The sequence below is a fragment of the Pseudomonas lactis genome (assembly GCF_001439845.1).
Classification (GTDB): Bacteria; Pseudomonadota; Gammaproteobacteria; order Pseudomonadales; family Pseudomonadaceae; genus Aquipseudomonas; species Aquipseudomonas lactis.
Genome location: NZ_JYLO01000008.1, coordinates 51237 through 74446 on the forward strand (window position 1 = coordinate 51237; position 23210 = coordinate 74446).

At 63.2% G+C, this 23210-nt stretch carries 18 protein-coding genes; 6 read left to right on the forward strand and 12 right to left on the reverse strand.

Annotated features, from left to right (window positions below; genetic code table 11):
* Nucleotides 1-3 precede the first annotated feature (3 nt).
* From exbD to TX24_RS14640, 5 genes are all read left to right on the forward strand, one after another.
* Complete coding sequence (exbD, locus tag TX24_RS14620; protein WP_003195519.1) at nt 4-429, forward strand: TonB system transport protein ExbD; 426 nt, start codon at nt 4-6, stop codon at nt 427-429.
* Nucleotides 426-1172 carry an energy transducer TonB family protein gene (locus TX24_RS14625; protein WP_003195521.1) on the forward strand — a complete coding sequence of 249 codons (747 nt, stop codon included), beginning with the start codon at nt 426-428 and terminating at the stop codon, nt 1170-1172. The genes exbD and TX24_RS14625 overlap by 4 nt, the downstream gene beginning before the upstream one ends.
* Nucleotides 1173-1328: 156 nt before the next feature.
* On the forward strand, nt 1329-2249 hold the full coding sequence (locus TX24_RS14630; protein ID WP_003195523.1) for a hydrogen peroxide-inducible genes activator: 921 nt from the start codon (nt 1329-1331) through the stop codon (nt 2247-2249).
* A gap of 8 nt (nt 2250-2257) precedes the next feature.
* Nucleotides 2258-4333, forward strand: a complete 2076-nt coding sequence (recG, locus tag TX24_RS14635) for an ATP-dependent DNA helicase RecG (protein ID WP_003195525.1) — start codon at nt 2258-2260, stop codon at nt 4331-4333.
* Nucleotides 4334-4410: 77 nt separating this feature from the next.
* Nucleotides 4411-5811 carry an aminoacyl-tRNA deacylase and HDOD domain-containing protein gene (locus TX24_RS14640; protein WP_057710577.1) on the forward strand — a complete coding sequence of 467 codons (1401 nt, stop codon included), beginning with the start codon at nt 4411-4413 and terminating at the stop codon, nt 5809-5811.
* Between the two features lie 187 nt (nt 5812-5998).
* Here the strand turns inward: TX24_RS14640 and TX24_RS14645 are convergent, their stop codons facing one another.
* The gene (locus TX24_RS14645; RefSeq protein WP_057710578.1) at nt 5999-6475 is read right to left on the reverse strand and encodes a DUF6392 family protein; all 477 of its coding nucleotides are present in this window, start codon (nt 6473-6475) and stop codon (nt 5999-6001) included.
* The gene (locus TX24_RS14650; RefSeq protein ID WP_244175868.1) at nt 6475-7902 is read right to left on the reverse strand and encodes an S-type pyocin domain-containing protein; all 1428 of its coding nucleotides are present in this window, start codon (nt 7900-7902) and stop codon (nt 6475-6477) included. The genes TX24_RS14645 and TX24_RS14650 overlap by 1 nt, the downstream gene beginning before the upstream one ends.
* Nucleotides 7903-8464: 562 nt before the next feature.
* On the opposite strand from TX24_RS14650, the gene TX24_RS14655 reads away from it, so the two are divergent.
* Nucleotides 8465-8707, forward strand: a complete 243-nt coding sequence (locus tag TX24_RS14655) for a DUF6124 family protein (protein WP_057710580.1) — start codon at nt 8465-8467, stop codon at nt 8705-8707.
* A 271-nt stretch (nt 8708-8978) separates the two neighbouring features.
* Here TX24_RS14655 and TX24_RS14660 read toward each other — a convergent pair whose 3' ends face one another.
* The 10 genes from TX24_RS14660 to TX24_RS14705 form a co-directional block, all read right to left on the reverse strand.
* A complete protein-coding gene (locus tag TX24_RS14660) occupies nt 8979-9353 on the reverse strand; it encodes a hypothetical protein (protein ID WP_003195530.1) in 375 nt (124 codons plus the stop codon).
* Nucleotides 9354-9477: 124 nt separating this feature from the next.
* Nucleotides 9478-10401, reverse strand: a complete 924-nt coding sequence (gene tagQ / locus TX24_RS14665) for a type VI secretion system-associated lipoprotein TagQ (RefSeq protein WP_057710581.1) — start codon at nt 10399-10401, stop codon at nt 9478-9480.
* Between the two features lie 84 nt (nt 10402-10485).
* Nucleotides 10486-12198 (reverse strand): formylglycine-generating enzyme family protein, encoded by a 1713-nt coding sequence (locus tag TX24_RS14670; protein ID WP_057710582.1) that lies wholly within the window; start codon nt 12196-12198, stop codon nt 10486-10488.
* Nucleotides 12191-13375, reverse strand: coding sequence for an FtsX-like permease family protein (locus tag TX24_RS14675; RefSeq protein ID WP_057710583.1), 1185 nt, complete (start codon nt 13373-13375; stop codon nt 12191-12193). The genes TX24_RS14670 and TX24_RS14675 overlap by 8 nt, the downstream gene beginning before the upstream one ends.
* Entirely contained in the window at nt 13375-14079 is a 705-nt protein-coding gene (locus tag TX24_RS14680; RefSeq protein WP_057710584.1) for an ABC transporter ATP-binding protein, read from the reverse strand. Before TX24_RS14680 ends, TX24_RS14675 begins: the two co-directional genes overlap by 1 nt.
* Nucleotides 14079-17057 carry a serine/threonine-protein kinase gene (locus tag TX24_RS14685; protein WP_057710585.1) on the reverse strand — a complete coding sequence of 993 codons (2979 nt, stop codon included), beginning with the start codon at nt 17055-17057 and terminating at the stop codon, nt 14079-14081. Before TX24_RS14685 ends, TX24_RS14680 begins: the two co-directional genes overlap by 1 nt.
* A complete protein-coding gene (locus tag TX24_RS14690) occupies nt 17054-17773 on the reverse strand; it encodes a PP2C family protein-serine/threonine phosphatase (protein WP_003195541.1) in 720 nt (239 codons plus the stop codon). Before TX24_RS14690 ends, TX24_RS14685 begins: the two co-directional genes overlap by 4 nt.
* Nucleotides 17774-18427: a type VI secretion system-associated protein TagF gene (gene tagF / locus TX24_RS14695; protein ID WP_057710586.1), complete on the reverse strand. Its 654-nt coding sequence runs from the start codon at nt 18425-18427 to the stop codon at nt 17774-17776.
* A complete protein-coding gene (gene tssM, locus TX24_RS14700) occupies nt 18424-21924 on the reverse strand; it encodes a type VI secretion system membrane subunit TssM (RefSeq protein ID WP_057710587.1) in 3501 nt (1166 codons plus the stop codon). The genes tagF and tssM overlap by 4 nt, the downstream gene beginning before the upstream one ends.
* The gene (locus TX24_RS14705; RefSeq protein WP_057710588.1) at nt 21921-23210 is read right to left on the reverse strand and encodes a DotU family type VI secretion system protein; all 1290 of its coding nucleotides are present in this window, start codon (nt 23208-23210) and stop codon (nt 21921-21923) included. The genes tssM and TX24_RS14705 overlap by 4 nt, the downstream gene beginning before the upstream one ends.

Here is a 23210-nt window from a genome sequence, read left to right on the forward strand (position 1 = left end):
GCCATGGGCCTGCATTTGAATCAAGGCGACGACGAACTCGTCGAGAACCACGAAATCAACGTCACGCCGTTTATCGACGTGATGCTGGTGCTGCTGATCATCTTCATGGTGGCGGCTCCGCTGGCGACCGTGGACATCAAGGTGGACCTGCCTGCGTCCAGCGCCAAGCCGGCGCCGCGGCCAGAGAAACCGATCTTCCTCAGCGTCAAGGCGGACCAACGCCTGTTCCTGGGCGAAGAAGAAGTCAAGGCTGAAACCCTGGGGCCGGTGCTGGATGCCAAGACCCAAGGCAAGAAAGACACGACGATCTTCTTCCAGGCCGACAAAGGCGTGGACTATGGCGACCTGATGAGCGTGATGGATGCCCTGCGGGCTGCCGGCTACCTCAAGGTAGGCCTGGTCGGACTTGAGACGGCAGCCAAGAAATGATCACGACGCGCCACAAACTGACGCGTTATGGCACCAGCCTCGCCGTCGTGCTGGGCGTGCATGCCGTCGCGATCATCATCGCGCTCCAATGGTCCGCGCCGCAGGCGATCCAGCTGCCACCCGCCGCCATGGTCATCGACCTGGCGCCGCTGCCAGCACCGCCGCCGCCTCCAGCGCCGCCCAAGGTCGTTGCGCCGCCGCCACCACCGGTCGAAGAGCTGCCCCTGCCGAAGCTGGCCGAGGCGCCCAAGCCAACGATCCAGGTGCCCAAGCCGGTCAAGCCCAAGCCTAAGCCACAACCGCCAAAGCCGGTGGAGAAGAAGCCCGAGCCGCCCAAGGAGAAACCTTCCGAGGAGCCACCGAGCGAAACGCCGCCGAGCAACGCACCTGCGCAGAAGTCCGCACAGCCTACGCCGGGCCCATCGGCACAGCAGCTGGCCGCCCAGGCTTCCTGGCAAAGCACATTGCTGGCGCATCTGCAGAAGTACAAGAAGTACCCGCCTGGCGCCCAACGCAGTGGCAAGGAAGGTATGAACCGCTTGCGCTTCGTGGTCGATGGTGAAGGCAATGTGCTGTCTTACGAACTGGAAGGCCGCTCCGGCAACGCCGACCTGGACCGTGCAACCCTTGAGATGATCCGCAAGGCTCAGCCGCTACCCAAGCCGCCTGCGGACCTGTTGAAAAACGGCAGCGTCGAACTGGTCGCGCCGTTCGTTTACAACATCGACAAGCGTCGCCGCTGACAGAGTACTGTGGGAGGGACTTGCTCCCTCCCGCATGTGCTTTATTACCTCAGCAAAATTCCGACATTCCCCACTCAATCCCCAGCAAAGTTCTGATAACGTGCGTCTATCGATTGCAGCCGGTATGCTTGGCCCGCAACCTCATGGACGCCCGCTATGACTCTTACAGAATTACGCTACATCGTGACCCTCGCCCAAGAACAGCACTTCGGCCATGCAGCCGAACGTTGCCACGTCAGCCAGCCGACGCTGTCGGTGGGTGTGAAAAAGCTTGAAGACGAACTCGGTGTGCTGATTTTCGAGCGCAGCAAGAGCGCCGTGCGTCTCACCCCGGTGGGCGAAGGCATCGTTGCCCAGGCCCAGAAGGTCCTGGAACAGGCGCAAAGCATTCGCGAACTGGCCCAGGCCGGCAAGAACCAGCTGACCGCACCGCTCAAAGTCGGCGCCATCTACACGGTCGGCCCGTACCTGTTCCCGCACCTTATTCCGCAACTGCACCGCGTCGCGCCGCAGATGCCGCTGTATATCGAAGAAAACTTCACCCACGTGCTGCGCGACAAACTGCGCAACGGCGAGCTGGACGCGATCATCATCGCCCTGCCCTTCAACGAGGCGGACGTGCTGACCCTGCCGCTCTACGACGAGCCGTTCTACGTGCTGATGCCGGCCTCCCACCCGTGGACCAAGAAGGACACCATCGACGCCGGCCTGCTCAATGACAAGAGCCTGCTGCTGCTCGGTGAAGGTCACTGCTTCCGCGACCAGGTGCTGGAAGCCTGCCCGACCCTGACCAAGGGCAACGACGGCGCCAAGCACACCACGGTGGAATCCAGCTCCCTGGAAACCATTCGCCATATGGTCGCGTCCGGCCTGGGCATCTCGATCCTGCCGCTGTCTGCGGTAGACAGCCATCACTACGCCCAGGGCGTGATCGAAGTGCGCCCACTCACGCCGCCCGTGCCGTTCCGTACCGTGGCGATTGCCTGGCGCGCCAGCTTCCCGCGCCCCAAAGCGATTGAGATCCTCGCGGACTCGATCCGCCTGTGTTCGGTGGCCAAGCCGCCCGTTGCGAGCTAAGCCACGGTATGACTGAGCTGTCGCAGGTGTCGGTGACGGCACTCAAGGGTGTCGGTGAGGCCATGGCCGAGAAGCTGGCCAAGGTCGGCCTGGAGAACCTTCAGGACGTGCTGTTCCACCTGCCTCTGCGCTACCAGGACCGCACCCGCGTGGTGCCCATCGGCCATTTGCGCCCTGGGCAGGACGCGGTGATCGAAGGCACCGTCAGTGGCGCCGACGTGGTGATGGGCAAGCGCCGCAGCCTGGTGGTGCGCCTGCAGGACGGCACCGGCGGCTTGAGCCTGCGCTTCTACCACTTCAGCAACGCGCAGAAGGAAGGCCTCAAGCGTGGCACCCGCGTGCGCTGCTACGGCGAGGCACGCCCAGGCGCCTCGGGCCTGGAAATCTACCACCCGGAATACCGAGCCATTACCGGCGATGAGCCGCCACCGGTGGACACCACGCTCACGCCGATCTACCCGCTGACCGAGGGCCTGACCCAGCAACGTCTGCGTCAGTTGTGCATGCAGACCCTGACCATGCTCGGCCCGCAAAGCCTGCCCGATTGGCTGCCCCTGGAACTGGCCCGCGACTATCAATTGGCGCCCCTGGCCGATGCGATACGGTATTTGCATCACCCGCCCGCCGATGCCGATGTGGACGAACTCGCCCTCGGCCATCATTGGGCCCAGCATCGCCTGGCCTTTGAAGAACTGCTCACGCACCAGCTGTCCCAGCAACGCCTGCGCGAAAGCATGCGTTCCCTGCGCGCCCCGGCAATGCCCAAGGCCACGCGGCTGCCTGCGCAATACCTGGCCAACCTCGGCTTTGCACCCACCGGCGCGCAACAGCGTGTGGGCAATGAAATCGCCTACGACCTCAGCCAGCAAGAACCGATGCTGCGGTTGATCCAGGGTGACGTAGGCGCCGGCAAGACTGTGGTCGCCGCCCTCGCCGCCCTGCAAGCCCTGGAAGCTGGCTATCAGGTGGCGTTGATGGCACCCACGGAAATCCTCGCCGAACAACACTTCATCACCTTCAAGCGCTGGCTCGAACCCCTGGGCCTGGAAGTGGCGTGGCTGGCTGGCAAGCTCAAAGGCAAGAACCGTGTGGCCGCCCTGGAGCAGATCGCCGCCGGCGCACCGATGGTGGTGGGCACCCATGCACTGTTCCAGGACGAAGTGCAGTTCAAGAACCTTGCGCTGGTGATCATCGACGAACAGCACCGCTTTGGCGTGCAACAGCGCCTGGCCCTGCGCCAGAAAGGCGTGGGCGGGCGCATGAACCCGCACCAGTTGATCATGACCGCCACGCCGATCCCACGCACCCTGGCCATGAGCGCCTACGCCGACCTCGACACCTCGATCCTCGACGAACTGCCGCCAGGGCGAACGCCGGTCAACACCGTGCTGGTCACCGACACGCGGCGGGTCGAAGTGATCGAGCGCGTGCGCGGTGCCTGCGCCGAAGGCCGCCAGGCGTACTGGGTGTGCACACTGATCGAAGAGTCCGAAGAACTGACCTGCCAGGCCGCCGAAACTACCTATGAAGACCTCACCAGCGCCTTGGGTGAGCTCAAGGTCGGGTTGATCCATGGCCGTATGAAGCCGGCGGAAAAAGCCGCGGTGATGGCCGAGTTCAAGGCCGGCAACCTGCAATTACTGGTGGCCACCACCGTGATTGAAGTGGGCGTGGACGTTCCCAACGCCAGCCTGATGATCATCGAAAACCCCGAGCGCCTGGGCCTGGCGCAACTGCACCAGCTGCGCGGGCGGGTGGGCCGGGGCAGCGCCGCCAGCCACTGCGTGTTGCTCTATCACCCGCCACTGTCGCAGATCGGTCGCCAGCGCCTGGGCATCATGCGCGAAACCAACGACGGTTTTGTCATCGCCGAAAAAGACCTCGAACTGCGCGGCCCCGGTGAAATGCTCGGCACGCGCCAGACCGGCCTGCTTCAATTCAAGGTCGCCGACCTGATGCGCGATGCCGACCTGCTGCCCGCCGTGCGCGATGCTGCGCAAGCCTTGCTCGAACGTTGGCCCGATCACGTCAGCCCCTTGCTCAACCGCTGGCTGCGCCACGGCCAGCAATACGGTCAAGTGTGACGCCTGACGCACTTATCCGACCAACACCCGTATCAAGCTGGTTATACTCCAATGACTGTAAGAAATTGGATCAGGCCATGTCAGAAGTTGCCCTCGCCACAGCCCCACTGACCGCCCCGCCGGTCATTCGGGCGCTGCTCGCAAAGCTCGCCATCCCCTACACGGAAGTCCTCGAACAGCCTGGCCTGAACCCTGCCCGAAAGGTCCAGGCGGTATTGCTTGAGGATGCGGTTGGCGCGCTCATGGTGCTGTTCCCCCAAAGCCAGTTGCTGGACCTCAACCGCCTCGCCGAACTCACCGGTCGCCGCCTCACGGCCGTAGCCCCCGAGCGGGTCGAGCGCATGCTGGGCAAGCATGACCTGAGCCTGCTGCCAGGCTTGCCGCCACTGACCAGTTCGCCATGCCTGTACGAAGGCCGTATGCTCAATGAGCCGAGCCTGCTGGTGCATTCGGGCGAAGCCGGGCTGTTGCTGGAAATCCCCACCGACGCCTTCAAGAGCCTGCTCACCAAGGCCAGCGCCGCGCAGTTCGGTGAACCCTTGAGCAACATCCGCCCGAACCTCGACCGCCCCAATGATGACCGCGAGGAAATCACCCAGGCGATGCAAGCCTTCACCGCGCGCCGTATCCAGCAACGCCTGGAAGCGACCATCGAGATTCCGCCGCTGGCCGACACCGCACAGAAGATCATCAAGCTGCGTGTCGACCCCAACGCCACCATCGACGACATTACTGGCGTGGTGGAAACCGACCCGGCCCTTGCCGCCCAGGTCGTCAGCTGGGCCGCGTCGCCCTACTACGCCTCGCCGGGCAAGATCCGCTCAGTCGAAGACGCCATCGTGCGCGTATTGGGCTTTGATCTGGTAATCAACCTGGCCCTGGGCCTGGCCCTGGGCAAAACCCTGAGCCTGCCCAAGGACCGCCCGCACCTGTCCACGCCGTACTGGCACCAGTCGATCTACACCGCCGCTGTGATTGAGGGCCTGACCCGCGCCATGCCCCGCGCCCAGCGCCCGGAGGCCGGCCTGACCTACCTGGCAGGTTTGCTGCACAACTTCGGCTACCTGCTGCTGGCCCACGTGTTTCCGCCGCACTTCTCGCTGATCTGCCGGCACCTGGAGGTCAACCCGCACCTGTGCCACAGCTACGTCGAGCAACACTTGCTGGGCATCAGCCGCGAACAGATCGGCGCCTGGTTGATGCGTTACTGGGACATGCCGGACGAACTGTGCACCGCCCTGCGCTTCCAGCACGACCCCACGTATGACGGGCAATACGCCGAATACCCGAACCTGGTGTGCCTGGCGGTGCGCCTGTTGCGCAGCCGGGGGATTGGCTCCGGGCCGGATGAATCCATTCCGGACGCACTGCTTGAGCGCCTGGGTTTTAGCCGCGAGAAGGCGGAGGATGTGGTGGGTAAAGTGTTGGATGCCGAGGTGCTGTTGCGCGAATTGGCTTCGCAGTTCAGTCAGGGATAGACCTGCTGCCTGTTACACCGCTATCGCAGGCAAGCCAGCTCCCACAGTTGACCGTATTTCAAAATTGGAACGCGGTCACTGTGGGAGCTGGCTTGCCTGCGATGAATCCAACGCGGTGCATCTGAACGCTCTACGTCTTTGACGCTCGTTCCCACGCGGGGCGAACCAGTTGGGAACAGAACGCAGATCAGTCGTGGTTCTTATCAATCAATGTAAACACCAACGCTTTTACCTGAAAAGTGGAGGTGTACTTGCAAACCAGCTTGGTATTCGGATGTGTGCTTGGATCAAGATGATAGGCATCCCACCCTCCAGTCATACCCCCGGGCTGTGGCATTTTTACAGGAACACCTGATTCTACAGGGACGCCGAAATGCGACCGAATGTCGGTTTTCGTCATCGTAGAAGCGAGAGGTTTGGGCAGCTCGCCCTTATATTCCAATGTCGACGGAGTGCTTTTAATCAGAGTGATGAACAGCGCTTCCAATCGCTTGGTTTCTGCCCAAAAACTCAGGGAAAGTCCCCATGCAGGTTCTAAGTGCAGGCGATCCCGCCCGTCATAAAGTTCTTGTAATGGCTGGTTCGGTATCAGCCCTTCGGTAATCAAATCTTCGTAGCGTTTGCCCAGATTTCTGATCCAGCCATTAATAGTTTGCGCACTCATCAATACCACCCCTGTTCTTTACTGAGCCTATGCAGTTGCTCCCGAGCCACTTCGACGTCTGCTTCGGTGAAGCCTTCCTCCAGAAGTCCGCGTTTAATCGCATTGAAGTTGCTGTCCACCGCGGCCCTCAGGTCGGAGGCATCCTGCATCTGCTTTGCTTTGGTACTACGCCCGCCGTAGGTCTCACTATATTTTTGGTGGACTCGGGCAGGAATAGCGATGCTTGGGGCTCGCCGAAGGTAATCCCTTATTTCCCGTGGATCCATTTCTCCGTCAAGTTTTAGCAGAACAGCTTCAAGCACTTTACGAGCCGGAAGATGATCGATGTCATAGCCGTCTTTGATGCTGCGACTGCTCAAGTCGTCATATGGCCCAACTTCCAGTGGGTGAACCATTGGCTTGGCAAACACCAAATACAACGGCGGCATACCCGAGTCAGCAGGAAACGAAATGATCGTATCCTGCCAGGTAACTTCGTTAGCTTCCCGGCCAGGGTAGTGGCTGATTGCCGAGTCTTGCCCCACTGCAATCGGATGAACGAACAAATTATCCAGACGTTCCTGTGCACCCGGATACGGACTCGGCGCGTTGACCACCGGCCCATGGTTCGGCGTCCATGTGATGCTGATGCCATCCAGCACCGCCACCATCGCGCTTTTGTCCACATTCCACCGGGCTTGTGCAACCGGCACACGGTCAGCGCCACTGCCAGGTTGGGTATGTAGGCCATAAACACGCAGTTCACCGGACTCATCCTGGCGAAACTGGAAACGCACTCGCGTGCTGGCCAAACGTATCCCCTCCAACTGCTCCGGGGTGTACAGCGTTGAATCACCGATATCCCGTGGCCAGAATGCCAGCAGCACGAGGTTGAGGGCGGAACTGGCGCCGGCCAAGCCTCGTACAGCCCAGGCACCGAGGTCGCTGCCGAGTGTGCCGGCTACCCTGCCGACGGCGCCCGTGCTACCGGTTGAGGCCATAAGGGCCGTGGTACCAAAGTTTTTGGCGTTTTCCGGGGTGGTGCCCGCGGCCGTAGAGCCGGCTGGCACCGAAACGCAGGGCTTGGCGAAAACGCAGGCATCAGCGGCACGATTCAACGCAACGGGCGCGGCATAATTCGCAGGGGGCGAGGCGGATGCAGTCGGCCTCATTACAATCGGGGTGACACGTTGAGGTTGGGGACCGAACTCCTGAGATTTGGAACTCTGATTGGCAATCAACTCCGGCGGCGGATCGCATTTGCAGATGCACAGATCACCCTCCAGTGCCGCTTGTTTGCCGTTCCACTCTTCGTGCAAATGAGGGCCGGTAAGCGCGATGAAGCCTTCAGTGCCGCATGCCGGACAAGCGACCCGGTCACCCTCCCTCGAGATCATTTCGCCGTTGAAACTGGTGCCCTCACAACCGCTGGTTACCTTGCCACCCACCGTGGTGGTTGAACCGGTGGTGATGTTGTAGCGCCTTACATTGGGTTCTCCATGCAGTCGATGAGGTTGGCGTTGGTCGGTCCAACTGGCTGCTGAACTTGAAAATCAATGCTCTTCATGTTTGGTCCTTTTTTAGCGCGCAAGGATGCTCAAACGCGGTCGTTGCGTTGTTATGCAAAAGGAAGGGCGCCGAAATGGCGCAAGGAAGATATTGCTGACGAGCGCAAAGCCAAACAACTGTCCGTTCGGCTAGGTAGTGGGAAAAACAGAAACGTCTTACAAGGCTTTGAGGTTGTCCCTAGGACACTCGACCTCTAGTCTTCGTACACCGCTGCACACGCAGCGGTTGGGCGTCGCGGCCCGGTTTAATCAGACGCAAAGTGCCATTTCCGCTTTCAGATGACGCCTTTTTATCGTCTACTGTGCGGCGTTATGGTGGCTGTGCGCGGGATACCTTCGGGTATGCCGGTTTCCTGATTCCGGTCCGCGAACCTGCGTACAGCTACCACCCGATCGCGTCGCGGCGATCTGTGGCAGCTCCACTTAAATCAGGAAGTTCACGATGATCCAACCTACCCCCCATCCCCCCATCCGCTTGTTCACTGTAGCCGCAGGCATCAGTACCGAAGACCTGTTGGTCAACCTCAGCGAAACACTGGCCTCGGCCAATGCGCTGAGTTGCGATCTGGCCTTTGACCTTGAAGGACCAAAACGAGAGGAGCTGCTGGGCGTTGCGCAGTTAATCGAACTGGCACAGTTGCTAGCTGATCGGGTACTCAATGTCTCAGGGCAAGTAACCCGGTGAGATGACGGCAATACCCCGAGAACCTGGTATGTCTGGCGGTGCGCCTGTTGCGCAGCCAGGGGTAAACCCGCCGCCTGTTACACCGCTATCGCAGGCAAGCCAGCTCCCACAATTGACCGTATTTCCAAGTTGGAACGCGGTCACTGTGGGAGCTGGCTTGCCTGCGATGAATCCAACGCGGTGTCCCTGAACATCCCCCCTCAATGTAGGAGCGAGCTTGCTCGCGAAAAACCTGAGAACACCGCGGGGCGGCAGGCAACCCGCGTCATCGTTACTTCTTTTTCTTCGGCTTCAAATACTTGGTCAGCCCCTGAAACCAGATCACCAGTGCCGGGTTGCCCTTGATCTGGATCGACTTGTCCTGAATCCCCGTCATGAACGCCAGTTGCTTGTTCTTCGCCTGCATCGTGGCGAAGCCGTAGGCGGCATCCTTGAAGGCAATCGCGAAGGCCGGCGCCGGGTGGACACCTGAGCGGCTGGTGATGCGCTGGTCTTTGACGATGAAGTGACGGGCAACCTTGCCGTCGAGGGTCTGCAGCTGGAAGGCCAGGTCTTTGTCACCCAGTTGCTGCTGGAAGGCGGGGTTGGTGCGGCTGGCTTTGCCCATCATCAGGCCCAGCACCCACAGGAGAAGACGAAATTTCATGCACACGGCCTCGGTGTATTTATTGGAGTGGCCGCAGCAGTGTAACGATTTGCAAAAAGAACGCCACCGATCTCGCGCTTTAGGCGCAGATCGGTTGGCGTTTAACGCTTATAGCAACAAGTACTTAAACGTTAGGGCACGGCACTGGCGCCCAGTCGGCCAGGTTTGGATTGCGGCAGGTCGCTTCGATCTGGGTCTTACCCGCACTGGCAACCTGCTTGCTTTCAGCTTGCTTGGCCTGCACGGTCTGGATGCTGCGCTCGGTGGTTACCGCTTCTTTCGGCACTGTCGGCAGCACCGGCTTCTTGGCCGGCTTGACGGCTTTCTTGCCCTTGGCCGGAGCGACCACTGGCGTGGTATCGGCGGTGGCCACGGTCACCACATCGCTGCGCTGTACGCCGACCTGTTGCAGATCTTTCTCGTACGCTTGGGTGTAGTTGTTCAGGTCTTCGCTGGCTTTGCCGTTGACCGTCACGATCAGGTCATTGGATTCCTTCAGGCCCGCGACGATTTCCGCCAGGCGCTTGCGGCCTTCGGTGTCGTTGACGGTCTTGGCCTTGCGATCAGCCACCAGCTTGGTGAATGCGCTCTGGTAGCACTGCTGCGAGGCCTTGGCATAGGCGGTGCTGCGGTCGATGTCCGAGGCGCTTTTGTTGAAGTCGGTGGAGTAGGACGCGATGCGCTGGTTGTCATCGGTGATCTGCTTCTGACGCTCGGTGTAGTAACCCGCCGCGCCGCCAGCCAGGGCGCCGCCTGCGGCACCAATTGCGGCATTGCGGCCACGGCTGTCCTTGTCGCCGGTCAGGGCGCCCAGCAGGGCACCGCCAGCCGCGCCGAGGGCTGCACCGGTGACGACCGACTTGGTCATGTCCGAATCGGTGGCGCGCAGGTGCTGCACCGGCTCGTAGCAGTTGGGGTAGTACTCGACCTTGGTGCTCGACGCTACCTTGGACGCAGGCGACGTAGCGCAACCAGTCAACACGGTGCTGAAACCAGCTGCGATCAGCAGCAGGTGACGCTTGGAAACCGCCTTACGGGAAAAAAGCATAGATGTGATCTCTGTTAAGTTTGACTTGCCCAGCACGGCCCACCGCCGCCTGAGTCCCTTCCAAGCTCGCTAGACAGCCAACGATCAAGACCGCTGACCGCTCGCTGCGAGCAATTCCTTCAAGATCGTTGCCGGGTCGGCCCGCTGTTGCTTGCGGTAGTTGCCGACATGGCGAACGAACAGTGTCGCGCGCGTCACCAGGCTCTTGCCGAGCACTGGCTTGCGATCCAACTCTTCCTTGATCCGTTGAAACTGCGCCTGGATCACCGCATCGGTGTAGCGCGTGCCGGTGGCAAGGTTGTCGATGTAAATCGCCACCGCGCCGTCCAACGCGCTGCGTCCATTGGTGATGGCCATGTCGAAAAGCTGCGTGCTGGCCTCGTCCTTGCTGTCCACCGCCTGCTGGCGACTCTTCTGCAGGTTGGCCAGGCGGATGTTGTAGTTGCTGATGGTCTCGGCCACCAACGCCGCCGACTGGATCAAATTGCCCGCCGCTTCTTCGCGTTGCTGGGCGATCAGCGACACGTTGCGCTTGAGCTCTTCGTTGACCAGGCCCAGTTCGGCTTGCAGCTTGGGATCGACACTGGCGGCGATGATGCTGTCCAGGCGTTTGGTCGGGTCCTGGGCGTCGTCGATGGCGTCGGTCAGCGCGGCCAGGCGGCCTTCCTTCTGCCACTGGGCGAACAATTCCTTGTAGCGTGAGCGCGGCGCCGACAACGCGCCAATCGCCACGCGAAAACCGGTGGTCTCGTTGCTTTGCTCGGTGCCATCAGCGGCAAACAGCGGGTATTCGCGGCGCATGCCGGTGAACAACGTGCCCTCGCCTTCCAGGTAGTTGCCGCCCTTGACCACAAAGCCGCCGTAGGTGCCCTGGCGGCGGCCGGCGTGGACCAGTTGGAAGGATTCCTGGACCATTTCCGCGGCGTTGCCGATCACGTCGAACATGCCGATGGGGTTAGGCAATTTGGTGCCGATGGGCATCAACCGCGCCGCCTGGCCGGTGCCGCCGGCCACTTGGTTGAACACCGCGTAATCGGCCAGCGGGCCATCGCTTTCACTGCCCTCGGCGCGGCGTGGATACAGGCGGCCTTCCAGGTCCTGGCGGCTCACCGCCTGGCCACCGCGTGCGGCGTACTCCCACTCCACTTCGGTGGGCAGGCGCACAAAGCCCAGGCCGCCGTCTTCGGCGGACGCACCGCGCCCGCTCACCGGCAGCAGCTCGCGGTGGTATTTCATCAGCCAGGCGCTGTACACCGCCGAAAAACGCTCGGCTTCAAAGCGCGACAGTTTCACCTTGGGCAAACGCCCGGCCATGCCAGTGGGCACGTCACACGCCGGCGCCGGTTCACCGCTGGCCAGGGATTGCGCCTGGGCCATCACCTGGGCGTATTGGCGGGCGGTCACTTCGTATTTGCCGATGAAATACAGCATGGGCTTGAGCGGGGTCTTGGCGTCGGTCTTCGGCATCTGCGGCGCGATGACCTTGCTCCAGTCCTTGGGCAAGTCCTTGAGGGTGAACTGGCCGTTGATGAAGTCGCGGCGGTAGCCGGAAATAAACGACTGCTGATAACCCGCCTCGCCTTCGGCAAAGGGGTAGCCCAGGCTGATTTCACGGTCATCCAGGGTGCCCTGGGCCAGGATGTAGGCGTAGCGGAACACCATGTTGCCTTCGCAGGGCAGCGGCAGGCTCACGTCGTCCGGCAACGGCTTGGGGTTGTCGAGCTTGTCACTTGCCTCATCGGCCCAGGCCAGCGAGGCCAGGCTCAGCGCCACGCAGGCGCCCAGTAATTTATACATCTCTGATTCCTTCAGAAGCCTGGATACGGGCCACCCGCCAACCACCACAGGCGGCCGCCACGGCACTGACGCCGAGCACCGCCACCAGGGCCAGGCCGTAATGGCGCGCCAACAGGTGGCTGGCGTACTCGCCCGGCACCTGCACAAAAAGCTTGTTCAACGCGGCCTCGGCCAGGGCATACAGCCCAACGCTGAGCACAGCGGCAAACCCTGCGCTGTATAGCGCTTGCAGCAGCACAAACAGCAACAACGCGGCGGTGGAAAACCCCAGCAGGCGCAACACCGAGAGTTCCCGGTGCTTGCGCGCCACCGCCGCCAGGGTGCCCGCGAAAATAGCCGCAAACGCCCCGGCCAACGCCAACCCGGCGATGATCCAGAACACAATCGACAGGTTGCGGCTCAACGATTGCACTTGAGCGATGGTGTGCGCCTGGGTTGAAACCAACAGGTGCTGCCCGGCGAAATACACCCGCAACGGTTCCACATCACTGAGGCTGCGCGCATACAGGCGAAACGCCGGGTAGATACGCTGTTCGCTCACGCTCGCCGCGTCACCGGCCCAACCCAACGCCGGCACCGCACGGCCATCGCGGTAATCTTCCGCTGCCTCCAGCAACCCCAGATCGGCAAACAGGCCCTCGCGAGCGAAGGCTTCCAGCGGCAACACCGCCAGCACCTGCAACCGCGTGCGCTGGGCCTCGACGCGCCCCGCCAATTGCCGCGCAAAGCTGGTTTCCAGCCAGTCACCGGGCCTTGCCGCAAGCTTTTCGGCGGCGGTATGGCTGAGCACGATCTGGTCCAGGCCGTGGGGCATCGGCAAGCCTGCCAACAGCGGGTCCCCTGCGGCAGTCGGCAGCATTTCCAAGGTCAAGGTGCCCACCTGCGCCGTGGCCGCAATTTGCCGTGTGCGCGGCACAGCAAAGGCCACATCGCTGCGCTCACCCAGTTGCGCGATAAACGCCGCGCTGAATCGGCCACCACCCAATGGGATGATTTCACGGCTGGCGGGGTCGGTCTCCAAGCGTTCGGTCAAACTGCTAACCAGTCCAAATTTCAGCCCGAATAACACCAGCAATGGCGCGATAACCGCTACCAGTGCCAACACCGAGCAGGCCGACAGCCACCCATCGTTGCGGTAGTCCTGCCAGGCGAGCGAGGCAACCAGGCCGATGCGCATCAGCACGCCTCCCCGAGGGTTGCGGTGACGCCGCCGTCTGGATCGCGCTGGCAACTGATACGCCGCACCTGCAACCCACTGGCGCGGGCCAGCGGTTCGTCATGGGTGGCGATCACACAGGCCGTACGGTGTTCGCGGGCCTGGGCCAGCAGCGCCTGCATCACGCGCTCGGCGTTGAGCGGGTCCAGGGACGCCGTCGGCTCATCGGCCAGCACCAGTTGCGGCCCATGGGCCAGAGCCCGCGCGCAGCTGACCCGCTGGCGTTGGCCCACCGACAACGCCGCCGGGCGCTTGGCCAACTGATCGCTGATCTGCAACTGCTCAGCCAGGCGCGCCACCCGGCCGTCGTCCTGCAAGCCCAGCAGTTGGCGCGACAGCGCGATATTGCCGCGCACATCCAGAAACCCCAGCAACCCCCCGGTCTGCGGCACATAGCCCAAGTGCTGGCTGCGCAACGCGGCCAGCGCCGATTGCCGGTCGGCACGCCACAGCGCGCCGATGTCCTGTTGGTTGAACGCAAACTGCCCCACCTGATCCGGCGCCAACACCAGCGCCAGCAGGTCGAGCAAGGTGCTCTTGCCGCAACCGCTGGGGCCGACAATTGCCAGTTGTTCACCAGCGCCCAGCTGCAACGCAGGGATCACCAGGCTGTAGCGCTGGCTACCGAGGCCCCGGCTCTTGTGCACCGCGTTCAGGCTCAGCATTACGGCAGCGTCGACAGTGGCACGCGGTACAACGCATCGCCCGGTTCGGCATCGCCGAAACGGACCCAGTTGGCCACGTCGTTATGGAAGGTTTCATACAGGCGGATTTTCGAATCCAGCTCGTCGATAAAGTCTTCCTGCTCGGCCACGCTCAACGACAACCACAAGTCCTGGGTCATGCTCAGCGACTTGCTGCGGTACGGCAGGCCCTCCAGGTATTCGCCGAGCAGGCCGCCGTCAGCCAGGTTGCCGCCCTTGCGCAGGGCCTGCGGGTCACGGCTCATATAGGCCGAGGCGCTGGCGATTTCCTGGAAGAAATCCTTGGGCGAGCTTTGGGTCTTGCGCGCCGCATCCACGATCAACTTCAACGATTGTTGCAGGTCGTTGAGTTGCAGCTTGGTCAGCATCACGCACACCTGGAACGCTGGCAGCGCCGGGTTGGTCAGGTCACGATCAGCGGTCCAGGCGCTGACCAATTGCGGTGCCTGGCTCGCGGTCTTGCGCCCGAGAAAGTCCATGTGCATGGCATAGCCGACGGCGGCGGACTTGTCCGCCAGACTCGGCGCAGCACTGAGCAACGGCACGGGCTGCGGCGTGTTGCTGCGCACCTGATGCACCAGGTTGGCGAACACCGTGCCGATCTCATCGACGCGCTCACCCAGCTTGCGCACATCGCCCCCTGGCACTGGCGTGTACAGGTCGCCGATCTGCGGGTTGGCGTCGGCGGTGAGGACGCGGTACTGGCTCTCGGCGCCGGCATGGGTTTTCTTGCCGGCGTCGGTGCGCAGGTGCAGCGCGTAGATTTTGATCTGCTTGCCCAGCGCCGCCTGGCGCACTTCGGCTTCGTTCATCTGGGTGGCGGCGAACGGGTCGTTCTTGCGCAGCGCGCCGGCATCGGAGACCAGCAGGATGATGCGCCCGCCGTAGCCGGACCAATCCATGCCGTCCACCGCCTGCATCACCCCGGCAAACGCGTCTTCGTTGAACGAGTGGCTGGACACCGTCGACGCTTTGACCTGGCGCGCCATATCCAGGAAGCGCTGCGGATCGCGGCCTTGGTCGAGGGTAATGAGGGTCTTGGCGACATACTCAAGGCCCGGGGTTTTCTGGATGCTGCTGCGAAAGCCGACCATGCCGAAGCTGACGCTGTCCAACTCGCCACGCTCGGCAATACGGGTTTGTAGCTCATGCACCACGTCGCGAATCTGGTCGATGTAGGGCTGCATCGACACGGTGGTGTCCACCACCAGCACCACGGCCGTGCGGAACGCGTCGGCATTCGCGCTGAGCGTCGGGCTGGCCGGTTTGGCCGTGGCGCGGCTGCCTGGGTCGATGGAGGCCACGTTGAGCAACTGCACCGGCTGGCCGTTGTCGTCGAAGCTCTCTTTGGAATCGAAAATCGGCAACAGGTAGAACTGGTTTTGCGGCACCGCGCTGGCGGTGGGTTCCAGGGCCAGGACTTGCTGGTTGTCTTCTCGGTTGTTCTGCGCCTTGGCCAAGGCGCTTTTCGCTGCAGCAGGGTCAGCCAGTAGTTTTTCCACCTCACCGGGCTGGCGCAGGAACATCACGGGCGCCCGGCCTGAGCGCTCGGTGAACTTGAGCACCAGGCTTTGTTTCCAGTCGCTGACCTGGGAGGCCGGCAGCCAACCGTCGCTGCGACCATCGGTGGCGGCGCCGACGCGTACCCACGGGCTGCCGTCGACGTCTTTGCGCTGGTACACGTAGAGCACGGAAAACGCCGGCAGCGCTTTACCCGGCGAGCTCCCTGCGTCCGCTGAAAGCTGGGCGCCGGGTTTGCTGAGTACGCGCTGGAACAAGGTTTTCTTGCCTGCCATCAGCAACGGGCGTTGACCGCCATCCACTTCAGCGACAGCCACCGCTGGCGTCACCTTGGGCACCACGGCGGCTGGCGGCGGGGCCGGTTCATCGCCGCCGCTCAACCACCAGTAGCTGGCGCCACCAATGGCCAACGCGACGGCGACCGCCACGGCGGCCAAGGCCAATACCGGACCACGGCGCTGCTCGGACGGGGCATTGTGCTGGGTCGGCGTGACCACCGGTTGGCGCGCTATTGGCTGCGGCTGCGGTTTATCAGTCGGAATGTCGATGGTGACAGGAGTCATGCCCGCCAGATCAACGCTCAATGGAATCGGCAGCGGCCGCACCAGCGTGGCATCCGATTCATCCGCCGGCAGTTGATCCAGCGCCAACAACAACGCTGCCGCATCCGGATAACGCTCCGCCGGGTCCTTGGCCAACAACTTGCGCAGCACACCCTGGTAGCGCCCGTGATGCACCGGCAATTCCGGCAACGGCTCAGTCAGGTGCGCCAGCGCAGTGGAAAGCGCATCGGTGCCGCTGTAAGGCAGCTTGCCGACGAGGATTTCGTACAACACCACACCGAGTGCGTAGAGATCGGCGCGCCCGTCGATCTCCTGGCCCCGCGCCTGCTCGGGGCTCATGTAGCTGGGTGTACCCACGGCAAACCCGGCCTGGGTGAATTGGGTGCGGTCGTCCAGCGACTTGGCGATACCAAAGTCGGACAGTACTGCCGTGCCATCGGCCCGAAACAGAATGTTCGCCGGCTTGACGTCGCGGTGCACCAGCCCTTGGGCATGGGCATAGCCCAGGGCCGAAGCAATCTGGCGGATCAGCGTCACGCCCTGCTCCGGGGTCAGCCCAGCAGCAATGCGCTCCTTGAGCGTGCCGTTGGGCAGGTATTCCATGGCCATGTAATACAGCTCACCGACGTTGCCGATGTCATGGATGGTCACCGTGTGCGGGTGCGACAAGCGCGCCAGGGTCTTGCCCTCGCGCAGGAAGCGTTCGCAGAAACTCGGGTCGGCTGCCAGCGCTGCCGCCATCACCTTCAGCGCCACTTTGCGCTCCAGCGAGCGCTGGGTCGCCAGGTACACGCTGGCCATGGCGCCTTCGCCAATCTCGCCTTCGATGTCATAACCCGGGATGACGATGTTCATGACGAGACCTTCACGACGAGGGTGGTGATATTGTCCGGTGCGCCGCGGTTGAGGCCCAAGTGCACCAGGCTGCGCACGATTTCATCCGGTGCGTCATGGCTGAGCACCTCGCGGATTTCGTGGTCTTCGACGGTTTTGTTGAGGCCATCGCTGCACAGCAAATAGCTGTCGCCGGGCGCGATCAACAGGTCCACTGAAGCGACATCCAACTGGGCCTCCACGCCAATGGCGCGGGTGACGATATTGGAGCGCGGGTGGGTGCGGGCGTCGGCTTCGCTGAGCAGGCCGCTGTCTTGCAGGTCTTGCACGTAGCTGTGGTCGCGGGAAATGCTTTCCAGCACGCCGTCGCGCAAGCGGTACAGGCGGCTGTCGCCGGCCCACAGGCACACCCCGCGCAAGCCGCGCGCGGCGAACACCACCACGGTGCTGCCCATCATGGTTACGCCTCGGTTGGCGGTTTCTTCGCGCACGGCCGCGTTGATGCGCAGCAGGTCATTGCGCAGCGCCGCCGAGTATTCGTCCAGGGAACGGCCCAGCGGCACATGGCGCAGGCTGTCGACGATCAAGCTGCTGACATAGTCCCCCGCCGCGTGCCCGCCCATGCCATCGGCCACCACCCACAGGCGGTTTTCCGGCAGGTCCAGAAAGGCATCTTCGTTGACTTGGCGAACCATGCCCACATGGCTTTTGCTCGCGGATTCGTACGTCACGCCCATCTACACCACACCTTCTTGTCCGAGCAAAAACTGCGCAAAATCGCTGGCAGCAGGCAGGCCCTGGCACCGTAATAAACCAGGGGAGATACGCTGCGAACCTCGCCCCCACCACAGGCTTGCGCCCTCGCACGCCTGTTCAGCCAGCGCGGTCATACGCTGGTGCGGCACGGTGGCTGCCACCTTTTGCAGGCCGGCGAAACGGCTGTCCACCGCCCGCGGCTCGCTGGCCGGCACACCCAACTCGTCGAGCCCGGCGTTGAAGCTTTCGAAGGTCGCGCCGCTGTCGAGGGTGCTGAGCAACAAGGTTTCAGCCTGCTCGAACCAGGCGTCCGAACCGCCCACCAGCGACGCCGGGTTGGTGTTGTGATCCAGCAAGGTCACCACCGCCAGCGGAAAGTACCGTCCGACCCGGTCAATGCTCGGCATCACCACGCCCGCCGCCGCATCCGGCCCGCACACGCCCGGCGCCAACACAAAGCGCCACAACGGGCTGACCAGGTACGCATTCAGCCAGTCAGCGCCGAGGCTGTTCTGGCTGGCGAGCAAACCCGCAGCCAGCCAGCTGTCCCACGGGCCGATAAAGCTCTGGGGCAAGGCGCGGCTGACAAAGTCGCCGCGGCTGGCCAACTTGCCGTAAAAACCCAGGGCCGTCATAGCCGCTCCGGCAGGCTGAAGCCGCTGAGCACGCGGCTCTTGAATGGGTTGAACGCACTGTTGGCGCGCAACTCGTAGGCGATGCTCGCGCCATCGACCCGCAGGCGCAGGTTGAAACGGTCCGGCGAGTTGCCTGCGGTGAGGTCTGATTGCTCCAGTAGGCGGAACCAGGCCCACGGGCCGTCCAGGGTGATACCGGAGCGACCACTGGCCGACGGCGGCATGATGGAAATACGCACCACGCCAATGCTGCCGGGGTTCGGCCATTGCATAGCTACCGGGCGGCTCGGGCCGTGGTCGTAGCTCAGTTGCTGGCCGTCCAGGTCGAGCAGGAACTGGGTGATGGTGGGGTCCATCGACACCGGCTTGAGCTCGAAACGCACGATCGGCTGGGTGCCACCGGAGCGGAAGAACGCGTCCCGAATTGTCGCCGCACGCTGGAAGGTTTGCAGCACGCCAGGAGCAATCCCCAGCTTCTGCGCCGCCCCCGGTTGCCAGCGCCAGGTCTGTGCCGACGTGTCCACATAGGGCTGCAGGTATTTGCGGAAGTAGTTGTCCATCACCCCGCCCACGCCGAAGAACTGGCCGAAGTCATCCAAGGTGGCGTCCCGCGCACTGCCCGGCGACATCGGGTAACGCCCGGCCAACGACTGGCGATACACGTTGACCACTTCACTGACCCAGGCCGCGTTCAGCTGGTTACGCACCCCGCCCATCATGCTGTTGGTGGTGGAGTTGACCACCGACTTGACCATGCCCTGCACCAGCGGCGGCTGGCGCTCGGCGTTCAGGCTGACCCGTGTGGCCGCAGCCGCCGCCTGGTTCTTGGCCTCGCCGAGCAAGGCATCGCCGCTGGCACCGACCATGGCGCTGACCTGCACATACAGTGCATTCATGTCCGACAGCAGGCCGTCGATGGCTGCCGGTTCGCCTTCGTTTTTACTCACGATGCTGTTGAGTTCGGCAAAGTGCGCAGTCACTGGATCATCCGCCGGCGCCGGGGCATTCGCCGTCGGTTGCGCCTCGCCCAGCAAGCTGCCGAGGCGCTCCTTGAGCTTGTCCACGCCGCCTTCCACCGGTACGCCTTGGGCGGCCAGTTGGCGTTCTTCGGCTTGCAGGTCGGTTTCCCTGGCAACCGCCACCAGCAGCTTTTTCAGCGGCGAGGTGGGACCGGAAATCACCCGCAGCACATCGGAGGCCTGGGCCACGCTGGTGATCGGCACAAAGTCGATGTCAGCGAGCAACGCGTCCCACTGGCGCTGGTAATCCTGGAAGTACAAGCGGCGCACGTCGGCGGCGAGGCTCACCACGTTCTGCTGGTCGGCCTGTTCATGGCCCAGCACCCATTGCTCTTCGGCCAGGGTGCCGGTCTGGTTCAGGCTGCTGAGCAAGAACGCCTGGCGATAGCCCTTGGCGGTAAAGAAACCACTCAACGGCTCACCCAACGGCTTACCGCTCTTGCGGCTGAACACCAGTGCGGCATCGCGACCGGCGGCCTCGTTGATGCGAAAGTCCGGGATACCTTCGGGCAGTTTCTGGCGCTTGACGCGGTCGTACACGCGCTGGGCTACCGGCAATTGCTGCAACTGCCGACGCAGATCGTCGATCAGACGTGGGTCCAGGCGCGCGTTCGGCGGGTGGCGTTCGAACAGCGCCTGCAAGTGCCCGGCCAGGGCCTGACGCTGGTCGGCCGGCAGGTCGCGGGGCAGGTTGCGGTCCCAGTCCAGGGCGATCCAGGCCTTGATGAAGTCCGGGTCATAATGCTCGGTGTCGGCGAGCATCAGGTAAGCCTTGAGGCCCTCGTAGAGAAAGTCCGAGTTGCCGCCGCCGTGCAGTTGCTCTTCGATACGCGTCACCAGGCGTGGCGCGAACACGGCGATCAACAGTTTGCGGTACACGCTGGCGGACTCGGCTTCGAGCATATCGCCCTGGTACAGCCCCAGCCCTTCGGACCAGCTCGGTGAATCCCCCGCCAGGTTCTTCACGGCGTTGAGCAACGGCAGCACGGCGAGCACTTCCCGCTGTGCCGGGCTCAGGTTCTGGACGGTCTGGCCCAGGGGCGCGACCTTCTGATCGACCTGGGCGATATACGCCTGGTTGGCGCGATAGCTCACCCACCACAGGCTGCTGACCACCACCACCAGCGTGACGGTGGCCGCCAGTACGCCACGGGCGATCCACTTGCGGCGCCGCTCGACTTTCGGGTTCACCCCCACAAGGCCGCGCTCTGCAAAGGCCACGGCGGTGAAGAGTTTTTCGATGAAGTAACTGCGCCCAGTGCCGCTCTGGCGCGCCAGGTGCTGGCGGTCCAGGTTCATGCTCTGGGCCATGGCACCGATCAGGCGGTCAATCGGGCTGCCTTCCTGGGTGCCGCTGGTGAAGTACACGCCACGCAGCAACACGCGTTCTTCAAAGGCATTGGGTTTGAAAACGCCTTCGAGGAAGCTTTGCAGGCAATCTTTCAACGCGCCGAACTGTTGCGGGAAGCCGTAGATCAGGTCGCGCCGTGCCGGGTCGCGTTCCTGTTGCAAGCGCTCGACCAGGCGTTCGTTGAGGCGCTGCTCCAGGCCGGCGAATTCGCTTTGCAGGTGCGCCAGCGGGCTGTCGCTGTTTTTGCCGTCGTCCAGGGCAAAGGTCATGCCCCACACCTGGGCGCGCTCTTCCTTGCTCAGGTTGTCGAAGAACTCCATGAAGCCCGGCACCAGGTCGAGCTTGGTGAGCATCAGGTAGATGGGGAAACGCACGCCCAGCTGCGTATACAGCTCCTGGATGCGCAAGCGAATCGCGGCGGCATGGGCAGCGCGCTCGGCGTCGGTGCCCAGCAGCAGATCCGAGAGGCTGATGGCGATAAACGCACCGTCGATAGGCCGGCGCGCACGCTGCTTTTTCAGCAGGTCGAGAAAGCCCAGCCAGGCGGCTTTATCCACCGTGGAGTTGCTGTCCTGGGTGGTATAGCGGCCAGCGGTGTCGAGCAATACGGCCTGGTCGGTAAACCACCAGTCGCAGTTGCGCGTGCCCCCCACGCCGCGCACCGCACCGGCGCCCAATTGCGCCGCCAGCGGGAAATGCAGCCCGGAATTGACCAGCGCGGTGGTCTTGCCCGAGCCCGGTGGGCCGATGATCACGTACCACGGCAACTCGTAGAGGTTGCGGCGCTCATCGCCGCCCAGCTTGGCTTTTTTCAGCAGTGCCAGGGCTTCGTCCATACGCTGGCGCAGCGTGGACAGCTCTTCGGCGGTCGCGACGCTGTTGGGGTCGACCGGGGTTTCTGCGGCCAGGCTGCGCATCACTTCGGCGGCCTGGCGACGGGCCTGGATAATGCGGAACACGCGATAGGCCACCCACAGCGCAAACACCAGCACGATCAGCGCCCAACGGCGCCCTTCGGGCACCAGCACGTCCAGCAGCGGGCCAACAAACCAGATGATCAGGCTAAGGGCAATCAGGCCCAGCACGGGGATCACCCAGCGAATCATGAAACTGAAAAACGCCTTCACTCGACGCCCTCCGCCAATACGGTGATTTCAACCCGACGATTGCGGGCACGGCCTTCGGCAGTACTGTTTGTGGCCAACGGCTCGGTGTCGCTGCGGCCTTCGGCACTGAAGCGCTCGGCCTGGCCGGTCTTGGCCGCGAGAATTTCCAGCACCGACTTGGCCCGGGCTTCGGACAGCGCCCAGTTGGACGGGAAGCGCAACGTGGCAATCGGGCGATTGTCGCTGTGCCCGGTGACACGCACCTGGCCCTTGACCTTGCGGATGGCGTCAGCGATGCGCAGCATCAGCGGCTGGTAGTCATCGACGATGCTGGAGCTGGCCGAGGCGAACAGCTCATCGCCACGGATGGTCACGACAGAGCGGTCAACCTTGTCTTCCACCGCCACGCGGCCGGCCTTGATGTCATCGGCCAGGAACCCGGCCAGGCGCGGGCGCTCAATCACTTTGGGCTGCACCACCGGACGGTCGATGGCCTGCACCGGGATCTCGCCCAGAGCATGAATATTCTTGAACACCGGCTCGGCGTCCGAGGCCAGCTTCAGGCGCAGGCCGAACAGCAACGCCAACAGCAGCGCCAAGCCAATCGCCACGGCAATCCACGGCGGCATGAACTGCGCCAGGCGATCACGGGCAACCGTCACACCGCGCCAGTGCGGTGACAGCTCACGCTCGTGTTCGCCACGGGCGCTGCGTATCGCTGCGGCGGTGCGCTCGCGCAAAGCTTCCAGCTGGCTGCGCCCGTCGGTCATCACGCGGTAGCGGCCCTCAAAACCCAGGCACATGCACAGGTACAACAGCTCCAGCAGGTACAGGCGTTCCCGTGGGCTTTGCAGGCAGTGGTCAAGCAACTGGAAGACCTTTTCACCGCCCCAGGCTTCGTTGTGCACGGTGATCAGCAGGCTCTGCTTACCCCAGTCACTGGTGCTGCCCCACGGCGTGCTCAGCACCGCTTCATCCAAGGCGGTGCAGAGCGCGTAACGGGCCAACAGCACTTCGTTACGTGCCACACCGGCGGCTTCGGCGCGTTCTTCGAACTGGCGCAGGTACGCCAGCAACTGCGCGCGCAGGCTGGCCGGCGCGGGGTGGGCGATGGTGTTGCGCAGCCGCGTCAACAACGCCAGCAACGGGCCGGCGGCGCTTTCCAGCGGGTTGAGGCCCTGGCTCTTGCCGGTGAGGATCGGCGCAGCCGGCATCGACAGCGGCGCAGGTTCGGCACGCGCAGGTGCAGGTTCTCGGCCACCCGGGCGCGGCATGAACTGGGTGCGGTCATCATCATTGGGATGCAT